The organism is Riemerella anatipestifer, from assembly GCF_009932355.1.
Lineage (GTDB): Bacteria > Bacteroidota > Bacteroidia > Flavobacteriales > Weeksellaceae > Riemerella > Riemerella anatipestifer_E.
This window is the reverse complement of record NZ_LEKU01000005.1, coordinates 128,867-145,175: the sequence shown is the minus strand read 5'-3', so window position 1 is coordinate 145,175 and position 16,309 is coordinate 128,867. Positions and strand designations below refer to the sequence as shown.

The 16,309-nt window shown below is 35.3% G+C and carries 15 protein-coding genes; all 15 read right to left on the bottom strand.

Translation table 11 applies throughout. The annotated features are described in order from the left end of the window. Positions 1-67: 67 nt before the first annotated feature. The 15 genes from GXW81_RS01800 to GXW81_RS01730 all read right to left on the bottom strand — a co-directional run bounded on the left by GXW81_RS01800 (position 68) and on the right by GXW81_RS01730 (position 16,286). Positions 68-2,116, bottom strand: a complete 2,049-nt coding sequence (locus GXW81_RS01800; RefSeq protein WP_161531021.1) for a S9 family peptidase — start codon at positions 2,114-2,116, stop codon at positions 68-70. Between the two features lie 98 nt (positions 2,117-2,214). Continuing rightward, positions 2,215-2,958: a uroporphyrinogen-III synthase gene (locus tag GXW81_RS01795; protein WP_161530941.1), complete on the bottom strand. Its 744-nt coding sequence runs from the start codon at positions 2,956-2,958 to the stop codon at positions 2,215-2,217. Between the two features lie 21 nt (positions 2,959-2,979). After that, positions 2,980-3,624, bottom strand: coding sequence for a DUF4271 domain-containing protein (locus tag GXW81_RS01790; RefSeq protein WP_161530940.1), 645 nt, complete (start codon positions 3,622-3,624; stop codon positions 2,980-2,982). Between the two features lie 55 nt (positions 3,625-3,679). Further along, on the bottom strand, positions 3,680-4,774 hold the full coding sequence (locus tag GXW81_RS01785) for an acyltransferase family protein (protein WP_161530939.1): 1,095 nt from the start codon (positions 4,772-4,774) through the stop codon (positions 3,680-3,682). Between the two features lie 121 nt (positions 4,775-4,895). Beyond that, positions 4,896-5,234, bottom strand: coding sequence for a hypothetical protein (locus GXW81_RS01780; RefSeq protein WP_161530938.1), 339 nt, complete (start codon positions 5,232-5,234; stop codon positions 4,896-4,898). A gap of 86 nt (positions 5,235-5,320) precedes the next feature. Beyond that, entirely contained in the window at positions 5,321-6,175 is an 855-nt protein-coding gene (locus GXW81_RS01775; RefSeq protein WP_154137415.1) for a neutral zinc metallopeptidase, read from the bottom strand. A gap of 17 nt (positions 6,176-6,192) precedes the next feature. After that, positions 6,193-6,678, bottom strand: coding sequence for a 6,7-dimethyl-8-ribityllumazine synthase (ribH, locus tag GXW81_RS01770; protein ID WP_161530937.1), 486 nt, complete (start codon positions 6,676-6,678; stop codon positions 6,193-6,195). Positions 6,679-6,707: 29 nt separating this feature from the next. Continuing rightward, positions 6,708-7,421 carry a hypothetical protein gene (locus tag GXW81_RS01765; RefSeq protein ID WP_064964685.1) on the bottom strand — a complete coding sequence of 238 codons (714 nt, stop codon included), beginning with the start codon at positions 7,419-7,421 and terminating at the stop codon, positions 6,708-6,710. 66 nt (positions 7,422-7,487) lie between these two features. Then, on the bottom strand, positions 7,488-8,024 hold the full coding sequence (locus GXW81_RS01760; protein ID WP_161530936.1) for an adenine phosphoribosyltransferase: 537 nt from the start codon (positions 8,022-8,024) through the stop codon (positions 7,488-7,490). Positions 8,025-8,029: 5 nt separating this feature from the next. Then, the gene (locus GXW81_RS01755; RefSeq protein WP_161530935.1) at positions 8,030-9,202 is read right to left on the bottom strand and encodes an NTF2-like N-terminal transpeptidase domain-containing protein; all 1,173 of its coding nucleotides are present in this window, start codon (positions 9,200-9,202) and stop codon (positions 8,030-8,032) included. Between the two features lie 85 nt (positions 9,203-9,287). Then, positions 9,288-10,619 carry a quinol:cytochrome C oxidoreductase gene (locus GXW81_RS01750; protein WP_161530934.1) on the bottom strand — a complete coding sequence of 444 codons (1,332 nt, stop codon included), beginning with the start codon at positions 10,617-10,619 and terminating at the stop codon, positions 9,288-9,290. A gap of 14 nt (positions 10,620-10,633) precedes the next feature. Further along, entirely contained in the window at positions 10,634-11,320 is a 687-nt protein-coding gene (locus GXW81_RS01745) for a cytochrome c (RefSeq protein ID WP_161530933.1), read from the bottom strand. Continuing rightward, positions 11,313-11,834: a DUF3341 domain-containing protein gene (locus GXW81_RS01740; protein ID WP_161530932.1), complete on the bottom strand. Its 522-nt coding sequence runs from the start codon at positions 11,832-11,834 to the stop codon at positions 11,313-11,315. Before GXW81_RS01740 ends, GXW81_RS01745 begins: the two co-directional genes overlap by 8 nt. After that, positions 11,821-13,218, bottom strand: coding sequence for an NrfD/PsrC family molybdoenzyme membrane anchor subunit (nrfD, locus tag GXW81_RS01735; RefSeq protein WP_004916117.1), 1,398 nt, complete (start codon positions 13,216-13,218; stop codon positions 11,821-11,823). The genes GXW81_RS01740 and nrfD overlap by 14 nt, the downstream gene beginning before the upstream one ends. Positions 13,219-13,235: 17 nt before the next feature. Then, positions 13,236-16,286: a TAT-variant-translocated molybdopterin oxidoreductase gene (locus GXW81_RS01730; RefSeq protein ID WP_161530931.1), complete on the bottom strand. Its 3,051-nt coding sequence runs from the start codon at positions 16,284-16,286 to the stop codon at positions 13,236-13,238. Positions 16,287-16,309: the final 23 nt, after the last annotated feature.

Below are 16,309 nucleotides of genomic sequence, written 5' to 3'. Positions count from 1 at the left end.
CAAAATGATATTATACACACTAATAACCTTCAGATAGCATACTCCGAAGGTTTTTTATTATCTATATTTATTTACTCAGTTTTTCTAACTTCATTAAAAAAGCATACTCTAAAGCATCTTCCTTTAGTGACTCAAACCTACCACTCGCCCCTCCGTGCCCCGAAGAAAAGTCAGTTTTAAAAACTAAAAGATTTTGGTCTTTTTTTATATCTCGTAGCTTTGCCACCCATTTTGCTGGCTCCCAATATTGCACCTGACTATCGTGGTATCCTGTAGTTACTAGTAAATGAGGATAACTTTGAGCCTTGACATTATCATATGGAGAGTAAGACTTCATATAATGATAATACTGCTCTTCTTTAGGATTTCCCCATTCGTCAAACTCACCCGTTGTTAAAGGGATTTCTTCGTCTAGCATCGTGGTAACCACATCTACAAACGGAACTTGTGCAACCGCTCCATTAAAAAGGCTAGGTTCCTCGTTAATAACAGCCCCTACTAATAATCCTCCTGCACTACCTCCCATAGCGTAAAGATGTTTTGAAGAAGTGTAGTTTTTCTCAATTAAAAATTTGGCACAGTCTATAAAATCGTAAAAGGTATTTTTTTTGTGAAGTAACTTTCCTTTTTCGTACCATTCTCTACCCAAATATTCTCCTCCTCTAATGTGTGCAATAGCAAACACAAAACCTCTATCTAGTAACGACAATCTCCCTCTAGAAAATGAAGCATCTATGGTATGACCATAACTTCCATAACCATAAAGTAATAATGGCGTATCCTGAGAAAGCACCGTATCTTTTCTATAAACTAAAGATATAGGTATTTTAGTAACACCATCTCTTGAAGACGCCCACAACCTCTCCGAAGTATAGTTCTCTTTTGAAAATTTACCACCCAAAACCTCTTGCTCTTTAAGAAGTATTTGGGCTTGACTATTCATATCGAATTCAAAAGTGGCAGATGGCTGAACAAGAGATGAATATCCATATCTTAATTTTGTAGAATTAAAATCTAGATTTAGTCCAATATACGCCGTATAGGTTTCCTCTTGAAACGGGAGATAGTATTGTTCACCCGTTTCCCAATGCCTGATACTAATTTGAAGCAAACCTTCTCTACGCTCTTCTACCACAAGGTAATCTTTAAAAATTTCAAACCCCTCTAATAAAGTATCTTCTCTGTGAGGAATTATTGTTTGCCAATTTTCTTTCTGTGGTGTAGCTACTAGTGTTTTCACTAATTTAAAATTAGTTGCTCCTCCCTCATTGGTTATGATATAAAAATGATTTTGATAATGCTCTACCGCATACTCTAAGCCTTCTTCTCTAGTTTGAACGATTTGCCATGGTGCAGACACATCATCAGCTGGAATAAAACGATGCTCATCTGAAACCGTACTAGAACTGGCAATAAATATATATTCTAAAGATTTAGTTTTAAATAAATTGACATCAAATGAAGTATCTTTTTCGTGGAAAACTAAAATGTCCTCGCTAGGAGAAGTTCCTAGTTTATGTCTAAAAATCTGATATGCCCTAAGACTTTTATCTTTTCTGATATAGAAAAAATGCTCGTTATCATTAGCCCAAACAGCTTTACCTGTGGTATTTTCTATAACTTCGTTGGAGACTGCTCCCGTTTCTAAATTTTTAATGAAAATACTGTAAATACGCCTTCCTGTTTCGTCTGTAGAATAAGTAGCTAATTTGTTATTAGGACTCACCGCCATACTTCCCACATCTAAAAACTTCTTACCTTCTGCTAATTGATTAGCATCTAGCAAAAGTTCTTCCTCCGCTTCTAAAGTTTGGTACTTTCTGAAAAAGAGTGGATAATCTTTCCCTTTTTCAAATTTAACAATATACCAGTACCCATTAAAAAAATATGGCAACGAGGCATCATCTTCTTTATACCTCGCTTTCATTTCCTCAAAAAGTTCTTTTTGAAAATCTTCAGTATCCTTTAATATAAATTCTGTATAAGCATTTTCTTGCTCGAGATATTCTAAAACCTCTGGAGCATCTCTTTGGTTTAGCCAAAAATACGGGTCTATCCTTTCATCATTATGAATAACTAATTTCTGTGGTTTTTGTATTGCTTTAGGTGGTTGCATCATTTTTTATTTTTACTAAAAAGGTCATCTTCATTTCGTTATATTGAAAGATGATGACCTTTTATAATGAGTTTAATATGTTAAATATTTCTTACTTTCTACTTATTGACATTCTTTACAAAATTTTCTATCGCCATGGTCATAGACGGGTTTTCTTTAGTAGGAGCCATAATATCCACCGTTAGCCCTGCATTTTCTGCCTCCGCTTTCGTAGAATTACCAAAAACAGCTACTTTAAATTTAGATTTTTTATAATCTTTAAAGTTTTCTACCAAAGACTTTATCCCTTGTGGGCTGAAAAACACCAAAACATCATAGTCATTGATGTTTATATCAGATAAATCACTATTAACCGTACGGTACATAATAGCTCTAGTCCAATCTACTCCAGACTCATCTAAAACCTTAGTTATCCCATCATTAAGAATATCAGAAGAAGGTAAAAGATACTTCTCTGATGGATATTTCTTAAGCAAAGGGATTATATCAGTGGGTAATTTTTCACCAAAACTAATTTTTCTTTTTCTATAAACGATGTGCTTTTGCAAATAATTAGCAATAGCCTCTGACTGGCAAATATATCGCATAGAATCTGGAACCGAAAAACGCATCTCCTCAGCTAAACGAAAGTAGTGGTCTATTGCATTTTTGCTAGTAAAAATAATTCCCGTATACTTAGAGAGGTCTATTTTTTGTGTTCTCAAATCTTTAGCATCTGCCCCCTGAACATAAATGAATGGACGAAAATCTATTTCTATTTTTTCCTTTTTCGCAAGTTCTAAATAAGGAGAAGATTCCGCAGGTTGAGGCTGAGATATTAGAATAGATTTAATTTTTGACATTTTTAAAATCCTAAAAATTGATTAAAAGAATAAAAATTTCCCAACTACCAAAAAAGGTAAAATTTGGAGCGTGCAAATATACAAAATTTTATAATACCATTCATCTGGCAAGATGGTCTTATGATGAAACAGATAGACCAAGTTTTTAAAAATAAAAGACATACAGAAAAAGACGGCATACACATATATCATCCATTCTGTTTCTATGGGGAAATAATTCTGAGCGAGTACCAGTACTATTAGAGCTAAACTATAGCCTAAAAAGAATTTTGTAGCTAAAAAATAAAAACTCTTCCATCTCTCTACCTCTCCTATACTTGCCAAAAAGAAATAAGTAGATACGGTTCTAAAAAAAAACAAAAAAACTACTGCTAAAATAATACTGCCTACTTTATTAGGAGTATACCCAAAAACATTAAAATACTCAGCAAATAAGCGTGGGTTTACAGGAAGAATATTAGATAACGCTACAGCCGCTAAAATAATAAACCCCACACTAGTTACAACCCAAGACTGAATAGTATTATTAGCAAATTCTTCTTTAAGAGTGAAAAATTTAATTAAACTTATATCTCTTAAAAGAACACGAAACATTACTACATACAAAAAACCAACTCCTAAAAGAGAGTATATAATCCAATCTTTATTTTCTACAATTCTTATCAAGATTATTTTTTTGCAAAAATACTCTTTATTAGATTTCCACAAAAGTAAATTTTATCTAACCAGCACTTGCCGTCTTTCTTCTCAGCCAAGTTAAAGTATTCCAGCCTAAAGCATCTATCTTTTTAAGCAGTTCTGCAATGAGTATAGCCAAAACTACATTAACCAAATAAACCATTAAAATTAAAACTCCCCAGTGGATATTATCCTGCAAAAGAACTACTATAAAATAAACCAACGATGAACTAATACCTTGTGCAAAATAGTAGAAAATGGCATTCTTACCAATATAGTTTATAAAATTATCTTTAGTAATCTTAAGCCTATTATAAAGTACAAACACCGTTATTAACGAAAGAAAAGACCATACAATATACGGTATTTTTGGCGGAAATTTTTGTTTATTTATTTTATAGAAAATATCCGTTCCATAGAACCAAAACAGCCAAACTAAAACTAGAGCTAAAGCTCCATACAGCAGAGGAATATGACTGTTTTTTATTCTTTTGCCTCTCATTTTATAAGCCACCAGAAATACACCAAGATAAAAAGAAACATACCCTACCTGACCTGTTGGATAATAATGTGGAAAAATATTAAACAATAAAGTTAAGCCAAAACATAGGGCTATAAACCAATTGATATGTTGCTGGAAAAACCTAAGTATTAGTACCCCAAGTACCGTTAAAATATAATAGACTTTAAGATACCAAAAGCTACCCATCACCACTGGAAAAGTATCACAAGTAGAATATTGATGTAAATACCAATTTCCTAAATTTTCCCATTGAGGAAAATAAGCTATAGACTGTGGTACAAACTTACTCCCAAAAGTAGCATAAAAGTTTTTCAAACTCTCTAGACCAAAAAAATAAAGCCCAAAAACTTTAAAGAAATAGTCTACAAAAAATAACAGTGTTACAAAAATCATATAGGTTACCTGGAGTTTAAGTAGCCTATAAAGTGTTTTTTCTACATTCCCGCCAGAGGTAAGACCACTAAGTGCAAAGAAAATAGGGACATCAAATAACAATGACAACACTCTAAGTTCCGTAGGAATATAATACTGCCCACTCCAAAAAGTGGTATGGATAAAGATAATGGATAAAGTTGCTAAGCCTTTTGCAAAATCAATGTATAAATCTCTTTTCATTTTCCAGCATTTAATTAACACCTCAAAGATACATCTTAAAAATACAGGAATGAAATATATGCACACAAAAAAGTTCGGTTGTTTCACAACCGAACTTTACTCTTTTTAAAGAAATGGCTCCCTATTCTTTGTCATTTTCTTTATCCTTAAAACGCTTATCTGGCGTACCGTCTTTTTTAAGTTTACGGTTTTCTTTGTAGCGTTTATCTGGTGTACCATCAGCTTTTAACTTCCCTTTATGTTCTCCTTTTTCACCTTTTTCAAAAGCCTCTTTTCTTTCTTTACCTTTTTCAACAGATTCAGAGTATTTCTTTTTGAAATCTTTTTTCTGACTTTGCATCTTTTGCTCCTTTTTTATAACTTTTTCTTGAGCTTTAGATGTTACTGAACCTTGTACTTGTTGAGAGTAAGCTGTACTCAATCCTAGTACGAATGACATTGCGATAAGTATTTTTTTCATTTTAATATTATTTGTTTGGTATAGTATCAAAAAACAGACCCTCTTTACCCAAACAATACTAAAATTTAGTTAATGTTTTCATAAAATTACTTTAGCAAAACGTCAAAGGTATTTCCTTGACGAATATCACCAGTCTCATACCCCTTCATAAACCATTCTTTCCTTTGTGCAGAGCTACCGTGAGTAAAGCTTTCCTGATTAACATACCCCTGTCCTCTTTTTTGAATATTATCGTCACCCACAGCTTCAGCAGCACTAATTGCACTTTCTATATCTCCTGGCGTTAAAATACCTTCTCTTTCATCTGTTTTTTTTGCCCAAAGCCCTGCATAGAAATCAGCTTGAAGCTCTGTAGCCACAGATACTCTATTCATCTCTGCTTCCGAGTACTTTCCACTAGCTCTAAGTGAATTTACTTTTTCAGTAGTTCCTAAAATGGTCTGTACATGATGCCCTACCTCATGTGCCAAAACATAGGCTACAGAAAATTCGGTAACCTTAGCACCAAATCTACTCTGAAGCTCTGAGAAAAAACTCATATCCATATAGATAGTTTCATCAGCAGGACAGTAGAAAGGTCCCATTTCAGACTGTGCTGTCCCACACCCTGATTGTGTTACGCTTTCAAAAAGTACTACTTTAGGCTTCCTATATTGCATTCCATTTTCCGAAAAAATTTTCTGCCAAGTAGTATCATTTTCAAAAATTAACATCTCAATAAATTCTCTTACTTGTAATTCCTCTTGGGTTAATTCTCTCTGCTCCGTTTGTTGAGTACTTCCCAGACCACCGCTTCCTATAATTGAAGAAGGGTCGCCCCCTAGAAAAAATACAATAGCAGCTATGATTAAGGTTCCTATGCCTAGACCACCGCCTACAACCATACCTCCTCTCCCTCTTCGGTCCTCTACATTATCACCTCTATTATTAGTCCATCTCATTTTAGTGCTAATCTAGATTAAATATTTTTCTTAAAATCTACCATTTTTAGAGCTGTAACAGCAGCCTCTACACCTTTGTTACCCAAATTCCCTCCACTTCGTGCTATAGATTGTTCTTTGGTATCATCTGTAAGCACACAGAATATTGTTGGGGTATCTGTTTGTGTATTACATGCTGTAATGCCTTGTGTAACGCCTTGGCAAACATAATCAAAATGAGGTGTTTCTCCTCTGATGACGCACCCTATAGCTATAACAGCATCAAAATAACGTTGTTTAGCACAAAGTCTCATGGCAGCATAGCTAAGCTCAAAAGCACCTGGTACATAGTAAATTTTTATTTTGTCTTTCTTCACTCCTTCTTTGAGTAGAGTTTCTACAGCTGCATCACGGAGATTGAAAGTTACAAAATCGTTCCACTCAGAGACAACAATGCCGATGTTGAACTCATCGGCATTTTTAATATCGAGTGGCTTATAATCAGAAAGATTAATAGTTGCCATATTTTTTATTTTAGAGTTATGATGTAAATTTAGTAATATTTTACCATTTCTATATAAGCATCTGAAGCACCACCATCATAGTCTTGATATTTCTCATCAATGGCTTCAAAATATTTTTTAGCATCAGCATTTTTCTTTAGAGAAATTGCCACCAAGCCTGCTTTTCTTGTGAAGTAATAAGATGTGAATGGGTCATCAGATGTAGATGATGCTTTATCATACTGTGCCATAGCATCATCAGCTTTATTAAGGTTAGACAGACAATCTCCCATAGCACCGTATTTTAGTGCCATCAATATTTTATTATCCGATTTGAATGCATCTAACAAGTCGTAAGCTTCTTGATATTTCCCTTCTTTAAATTTAAGAAGACCTGCATTATATGCTGAAAGTTTTCCTGCCTTAGTACCCGAAAACTCTTGGTAAGTTCCTAGAAAACCTGGATTAGCCGCAGATTTACCTCCTAATGCAAGCTCATTATTCCCCTCCGATAGGTTTTTCTGTGCTGCTAAATATCCTTTTGTAGCTTCCTCATTTTTAGGAGCTACTATAAATTGTTGATAAGCAAAATATCCCAATATAGACACTAACACCAATGCAAATACACCAACCAAGTATTTAGAATACTTCTCTAAAAATTTTTCAGATTTTAGTGCAGTTTGATCTAGCTCCTGAAATATCTCCACAGTTTCTTTTCCTTCTTTTATCTGCTCTTCACTTAATTTATTGTATTTTCCTGACATTTTGATTATTATTTAGTCCGCAAATTTAGTTTTTTCTTTTCTGATACACAAAACTTAATCTGTGCTTTAGTATTCTAATAACTGATAAATCTCTGAATTGAATTTCTTTAATTTCGCCTCTCCTCCAAGAGCCTTAAGCCCAATTAAGAAACTAAACTGTGCTGCTTTTGCCCCTTGTTTCTCCACTAGTTTTGCTGCAGCTTCAGTAGTTCCACCTGTTGCTAAAAGGTCATCGTGAATTAGAACTCTATCACCAGCTTTTAACTGTCCCTCTTTCATTTCTATCTCTGATGAGCCGTACTCCAAATCGTATTTTTGAGAAATAAAGGGTGGAGGAAGTTTACCCTTTTTACGAATTAAAACAAAAGGAACCCCTAACTTTACCGCCACGGCTATCCCAAAAAGGAAGCCTCTGCTTTCTATACCACAGACTACATCTACCTTACCTTTACTGAACTCTACCAAATCATCTATGACTTCTTCATAAAGTTCTGGATTAAGAAAAATAGGTGTGATATCCTTAAACTGTATTCCTTCTTTAGGGAAGTTTGGAATATTATCAATGGTTTGTTCTAATTTTTTAATGAGTTCTTGAGTTGCCATTAGCACTATTGTTTTTGTGTAGAATTAATTTTATAGTTTGTAATTTTCCAACTATTTCCGTCTGATTTAAGCGTATAGGTAACCTCCAATGCCGAAGTATTGCCATTATTATCCGTTACATTATAACTTGCATTTACTGTTGCAGAATTATCAGAACTAGACTGAGTTGAAATATTTTTTACAGTAATATTTTTTACCGAACCAAAACCAGATGTTGGATTAGAAAACTGGTCGTAAGAACCCCACTTTGGATTTGAAGAAATCTCATAAGCCGCCTTTAAATTATTACTCCCTAAGTTGTTTAAAAACTTGCTAACTGTAGACTTAGGGTCAGTTTTACCTTTAGGAGCGTTTTCCTTTGATTGAACTGTTGTTGCATCTTGTTCTTTTATTTCTCCATCTCCACTTTCTGTAGACACTGTTTCATCAACAGTAATAGGTTGCTTTAATGCTTTGGTATTTATAGACATTCCTCGTCTTGCCATTTGTAAAAACTTCTGTGCCGTTCTTACAGTTACTTTAATATCTATTACTCCACCTGTTACTTTTTCTTGGGGGATAGATGCTAGGTTTACGTAAAAACCTTTAAAATTATTATCCGTCATCAGCCTTTTAGAAGTTAATAGCTTTATATCATTACTGTAAATCTCCAATGTTGTCTCTAACCCCGCATTAGAAAAGTCTACTAAATTACCTCTTGTATCTAGCAACCTTGGAACAACTTGTAAAGCCTTAGCTCCTAATACACTATCAACAGAAACAGGATTTATCTGTAAGCTAATAGACGAAGCCTTAACATCGTTGGGGTCTATAGCCGCAGGATCTTGACTTTGAAAAATATTCATATTTCCTAAAGATGGTGGCGAGGTACTAGACCATTCTAACTCATTTTTAGCTGCTACTTCATTAGCCATCGCTAAAATTTCAGGCACTTTTTTACCATCAAGTAATTTTGACAATGCATTCAACTCTTGTATATCTCCATCTGCCTCTACTCCAAATGTTTTGAGAATGTAAAGTGCTTCATTGAACTTGACTTGCTCAAGCGTAGTTAAGGACGAGGACATATCATTGATGCTCGACTGAAATGCTCTTATGTTACTACCATCTACTTGATCTTTTTTACAACCTGTAAAGAAGAGCAAGAAAAGTATTGGTATTAGTTTTAATTTATTCATTATTTAAGATTTATATCTTCACAAAAATAATAAAATCCCGACAAATACATCGGGATTTTCATTTTATTTTATAGTCCTTTTCTAATTAGAAAGGATATTCATAAATTTCAGATTCGTGTAAGTAAGGGTTTCCCTTAGGAATAAGTTTCATCTTAGATAGTTGCGTCATAGTTACGAATACGAATAAACCTACTACAAACAAAACAGAACCTAAAACTAGCAATAGAACTGTAAAGTTATTCCAGTGAGGACCTACTGTTCCTGGCATTACCATATTGAAGTAATCCACAATGTGACCAATAATTACAACCACCGCCATAGTAGTTACCACTTTATAATTTCTCTTAATACTACTACTTACCATTACTAATAAAGGTATTAAGAAGTTAAGGATTAACATTGGCAAGAAAGTCGGTGCATAGTACTCAAATCTTCCAAAGAAATAATTTACTTCTTCAGGTACATTTGCATACCAATAAAGCATAAACTGTGCAAACCAAGTATAAGTCCATAGCATACTTGTAGCGAAAAGATACTTACCTAAATCATGTAAATGATTATCATTAAACTGAGGCAAGAAGCCTTTCTTCTTAAGGTAAACACTTACTAGGATAATAGCAGCTATAGCACTTGCTAAACAACTCACCATAGAATACCAAATATACATAGTAGAGTACCAGTGAGGATCTATAGACATTAACCAATCCCACGCCCATAATGCAGAAGCAAATCCGAAGAAAGCAATATAACCTACACTCCATCTATAAAGCATTTGGTAGTCTCTTAAAGATTTAGTCTCATCTACTTTCTTAGACATAGATCTAAGTTTCCAAGCGAAGAAAGAAGCTCCAAGTACATATATAATATTTCTTACAACATAGAAAGGAATATTCAAAAACTTCTTCTTTTCGTATAAAATAACATCAAAATGAGGACTGTTTGGATCTGTAAGTTCAGAATCCATCCAGTGGAAAAGATGCCCATTATGAGTTACATTTAAAATCATTATAATGATAAGAATCGCCCCACCGTAAGGAATGTAAGCTCCAATAGCCTCCATTACTCTAGTAATGATAATAGACCACCCTGCATGAGCCGCATGCTGAACTGAGTAGAAAAACATTACACAGCAACTAAGTCCGAAGAAGAAAACCGCCACAGAGTGAATAGCTGCTAAAGGCTGATTGTGCACTTGCATTTTTGCGTGTTCTAAATGAGCTGCATGATCCTGAGGACCTACAAGCTCACTAGAATGAGTAGGATTATGGTGACCTGAAGCATGTACTGCTTCCATCATATGCTCTATTTTAGCCTCATCTATCCCATGATTCATAAAATACCCTGCACCGAAAAGCACCAATCCCAAAATGATGAATACGATAGAATATAATCTTAATTTTGGTGAAAAACTATACATTTTCTTTAGTTTTATTATTTAGTATTGTTTTTTGTTTGATCTGCAGATGCTTCTGCAGGTGCAGGCAATGCTGCTCCTTTAAATGCATCCATTACATACATAGAAACTCTCCATCTATCACCTGGCTTTAGCTGCCCTGCATAAGACCCCATAGCATTTCTACCATAAGTTAATACATAGTGAACAGATCCTACTGTAATTTGTCTATCTGCATACTTAGGCACTCCCAAGTAAGCTCCAGATTGAACTATTGGTCCTTGACCATCTCCTGCTGTACCATGACAAGCAGCACAAGTTATTTCATATAAATGCTTCCCTCTTGCTAAATCTTTAGCTTTATTTGCTGGATTTAATGGAGACTCTACTATTGCTTTTGATGCATCATATCCTGCATTATACTCATCTGCCGTCATTGCAGCCCCAGGGGTGCTTTCTGCTAAACCTTCTGGATTTTGAGATACAGTTCCCTCTACTGTTGCTAAAGCCGTAGCACCGTTATTCTTAACAAAAGCAGGAATTTCATTCTCATGCTTAGAATAAGGATCTGCTGCTTTCATTAGCGGATCATAAGCCACTGGGAAATACATATCTGGGAAATACACCAACGGTGGATTTTCTTTAGGTCCGCAAGAATTCAAAACTATTGCTAACACACCAAAGATACCTGATAATTTAAAAATATTTTTCTTCATTTTAAGCATCTTTTACAGTTATTTCTTCTACTCCTGTATCTATAAGAAGTTGTTTAATAGTCTCTACATCAGAAGACACAAACTCCATCATAAACTTATCATCTGTCGTCCTTGAATCTGGATTTTGTGGCTTAGCTCCTGGGTACATCTTATTTCTAAATAAGAAAGTAAGAGACATTAGGTGAGCCGAACAAAATACCATTAACTCAAACATTGGTACCACAAAAGCTGGCATGTTATGAGCCCAGTCAAAAGCTGGCTTACCACCTATGTTTTGAGGCCAATCATGGTTCATAGTATACCATGTTGTAAGAGCTCCTATCATCACACCATAAACTGCGTAGATGAATGCAGCATCTGAAATTCTAGTTTTCTTTAAACCTAGTGCCTTATCTAAACCGTGTACTGGAAAAGGGGTATAAACCTCCTCTATTTCAATACCTCTTTCTCTGAAAGCCTTTACGCCGTGCATTAAATCATCATCATCGCCGTAAAGTCCGTATATTCTTTTAGTGGTGCTCATCTCCTTCTTTTGCTTTATAAGTTTCACCTGAAATTTTCAAAATACTCTTCAATTCAGCCTGTGCAATTACAGGGAATGTTCTAGCGTATAATAAGAACAACACAGAGAAGAACCCGATAGTTCCTAAATAAACGCCCACATCAATAATGGTTGGTTTAAACATTGTCCAAGAACCAGGTAGATAGTCTCTAGAAAGGTTAATAACAATGATATCAAAACGCTCAAACCACATACCTATGTTAATTACTAATGCAATAATAAATGTTGCAAAAATATTAGTTCTTACTCTCTTGAACCAGAATAATGCAGGAATCACTAAGTTACATATAATTAGTGCCCAAAACGCCCACCAATAAGGTCCAGTAGCTGCTCCTGGCGTTAAGTATGCAAAGTCTTCGTAACGACTTCCAGAATACCAAGCGATAAAATACTCTGCTGCATAAGCCACAGTTACCATACCACCTGTTACGATGATAACGATGTTCATTATCTCGATATGATACATTGTGATGTACTCCTCTAAGTGGCATACTTTTCTAGCTACTAATAATAGTGTTTGTACCATTGCAAACCCTGAGAAGATAGCTCCTGCTACGAAGTAAGGAGGATAAATAGTAGAGTGCCAACCTTTAATTACCGAAGTAGCAAAGTCAAAAGATACCGTAGTGTGTACCGAGAATACCAAAGGTGTTGCCAAACCTGCTAACACAAGTGATAGTTCTTCAAATCTTTGCCAGTGCTTAGCTTTACCACCCCAACCAAAAGCTAATATTGTATATATCTTCTTAGTAAATGGTGTTTTAGCTCTATCTCTAATCATTGCAAAGTCAGGAATAAGTCCCATAAACCAGAATACTACTGATACAGAGAAATAGGTAGAGATAGCAAATACGTCCCAAAGTAGAGGAGAGTTAAAGTTTGTCCAAAGAGAACCAAACTGGTTAGGTAACGGGAATACCCAATAACCAACCCAAACTCTACCCATGTGTATTACTGGGAAAATAGCTGCCTGAACTACCGCAAAGATAGTCATCGCTTCAGCGGAACGGTTTACAGACATTCTCCATCTTTGTCTAAATAGCAAGAGTACAGCTGATATAAGTGTACCTGCGTGCCCAATACCTACCCACCATACGAAATTGGTAATATCCCAACCCCAGTTGATAGTTCTATTGAGTCCCCAAGCACCGATACCAGTACCAATGGTATAAGCTATACAGCCAAACCCATAAATGAATAACACTAAGGCTGCGTATAAAGACGCCCACCATAACTTACCTGCTCTTTCTTCTATAGGCTTTACGATATCTTCTGTAATATCGTGATAAGTCTTATGCCCTATAATTAAAGGTTCCCTAATTGGAGCTTCGTAATGTCCTGACATTTTTTACCTATTTATAATTAAATTTTATTTTCTTCTTCTTTTCTATTTCTAACTTTAGTATGATAGAATACATTCGGTTTAGTTCCTATCTCCTCTAGTAAGAAGTATCTTCTTTCATCTTTGAATAACTCTCTTACTTTAGAAGACTTATCATTCATATCACCGAAAGTCATTGCTCCTGTAGAACAAGCCTTAGAACAAGCTGTCTGGAACTCTCCATCTTGTACTTTTCTGCCATCTTTCTTAGCTTCTAGAATTGTACTTTGTGTCATTTGGATACACATAGAACACTTCTCCATAACCCCTCTAGTTCTTACTACAACATCTGGATTAAGTACCATTCTTCCTAAGTCATTATTCATATTGAAGTCAAACTTATCGTTCAAGTTGTAAGTAAACCAGTTGAATCTTCTTACTTTGTACGGACAGTTGTTTGCACAATATCTAGTACCAATACATCTGTTATAAGCCATTTGGTTTTGTCCTTGCTTACCGTGAGAAGTCGCAGCTACTGGACAAACCGTTTCACAAGGTGCATGGTTACAATGCTGACACATCACTGGTTGGAAAATCACATCTGGACTTTCATTTGGCTGGATAAGAATATCATAAAGGTTAGGAACATCTAGACCTCTGTCTATACCTTCTTTAACCTCAATTTTCTCTTTTGCAGAGTAGTAACGGTCTATTCTCAACCAGTACATATCTCTAGACATTCTTACCTCTTCTTTACCAACTACTGGTGTATTATTTTCTGCCTGACACGCAATTACACAAGCTCCACAACCAGTACAAGCATTTAAGTCTACTGATAAATTAAAGTGTGGACCATCTGTATCATCATAAGCATCCCAAAGCGTAATTTTACCTGCTGGTAAAGCACCATTGATAGTGTGGTATTCCAAAGGCTTATTCCAACCTTTAAGGTGGTCATCAAAAGGAACATTAAGGAATGTGTCTAAAGGAACTTCTCTAGCAATTTCATAACGACCCATTAGAGTGTTTTGAAGCTGCATTCCAGCAAACTCATGCCCACCAGAAACTTTCTCTATTTTAACATTAGAAACAGCCAAGTTATATCCGTCAAATAAAGGATAAGCATTAACACCTGTTTCAGCTACCTTTCCTGAATCTTTTTTACCATATCCTAAAGCTAACCCTACAGAGCCATCTGCTTGTCCTGGTTGAATGAATACGGGTACATTTTCTATAGTAACTCCATTAACGGTAACATTAACTTTGGAACCGTCTAACTGCATTCTTCCGTTAAGCTCGTTTTCTAATCCTAGTCTTTCCGCATCTTTAGGAGATACTGTTAAATAGTTATCCCACGATAATCTAGAAATAGGGTCTGGTAACTCTTGTAGCCAAGGGTTATTGGCTTGAGTACCGTCTCCCATAGAAGTTTTTGTATAAAGCACCAATTCTAAATCACTTGATTTGAATTGTGATAGCTCTGCTACTGCTCCACCTGCATTACCTCCTGCATACGATAAAGTACTACCTGCAGCAACACTATTAAATGCATTATATAAACCTTTATTGAATGAAGTCTCTCCTAAAATAGTAGAGGCATTAGCCTTAAGATAAGCATAGTAGTTATTAGTAGGATGATTTTTACCATTAGTCCAAACCAATAAAGACTCTTCTATCTGTCTTGATTTATAAATTTTCTGAATTGTAGGCTGCATTAAAGAGTATGCTCCTGTCTCAGGCATTATATCTCCCCAAGACTCTAGCCAATTAGCAACAGGAATAGCTGCTTTAGCTACTTGATACATCTCATCTTTCTTCTGTGTTACAGCTACATGATAAGGTACTTTCTTAATAGCTTCCTTAAGCTTAGCACCTGTTTTGTGAGAATAGATAGGGTTAACATTATTAGAAATAAGTACTCCTACCTGACCAGAGTTAAGCCAAGTTATAAACTCGTTAAATCTCTGAGCGTTATATTCTTTTAGATAATTAGCTTTTCCTGTAAACGCTACAGAAGCTAATTTCTGATTAATTAAATGAGCTAAAACATAAGCCGCTTTAGAACCATCAGCAAATACAACCGCTTTGCTTCCTTTTGCCTTAAGTTCTGCAACAATCTTAGTAGCTACTTGGTTAGAAGTAGAACCATTAAGCCCGTTGTAAACCTCTACCAATGTTTTATACACTTCACTAGGCTTCATTCTCAACCTAGTATCCGCGTTAGCTCCAGTAAGAGACATGTTAGACTCCACTTGAATATGACGAAGCATATTAGCACCCGGTTTTCTAGCAGCCGCATAAGAAGTTTCTAAAGACCCTGCATTATAATCACCTAAGAAGTCTGCTTGGAAAGATACTACCAATTCAGTCTGAGACAAATCATAAACAGGTAATGCTCTTTGTCCGAAAACTTCTTCTGCTGCATCTAAAGCTGATGCGTAAGGTATAGCATCGTATGTTACTAACTCTGCGTTAGGATATTTTGCTTTGAAATCTCCAAATAACTTCTTAAAAGTAGGACTCGCAAAAGAGTGAGATAATAAAACAATTTTCTTGTTTGAAGCCTTAGCTTCCTCCAGTCCTTTGATAACAAAATCATCTACTTTATCAAAAGTTTCATCTTTACCGTCTAGCTTTGGCTGTTTTAATTTATCATTATCATATAGCGATAACAATCCCGCCTGAACTCTAGCGTTAGTTTTACCCAAAGAACCTGCTGCTGGATTTGGTTCTATTTTAATAGGTCTTCCTTCTCTTGTTTTTACCAAAACACTCGCAAAATCATACCCATCAAAGAATGAAGACGCAAAGTAGTTAGGCACCCCTGGAATAATATTATGAGGTTTTACAACATAAGGAATTGTTTTAATTACCGGAGACTCACACGCAGCTAAAGTAACCGCAGCAGTAGAGAATCCTAATAGCTTAAGAAAGTCTCTTCTACTCGTTCCGGAATTATTCATCTTATCATCATTGCCCAAGAACTCATCTACTGGAATTTCGTTCTGAAACTCCTTCTGAGCCAACTTATTATTAAGCGTTGGGTCTTTTAATTCGTGAATACTTCTGAATTGTATTTTATTTGAAGCCATTTTGATACTTCTAGTTTTCTGTT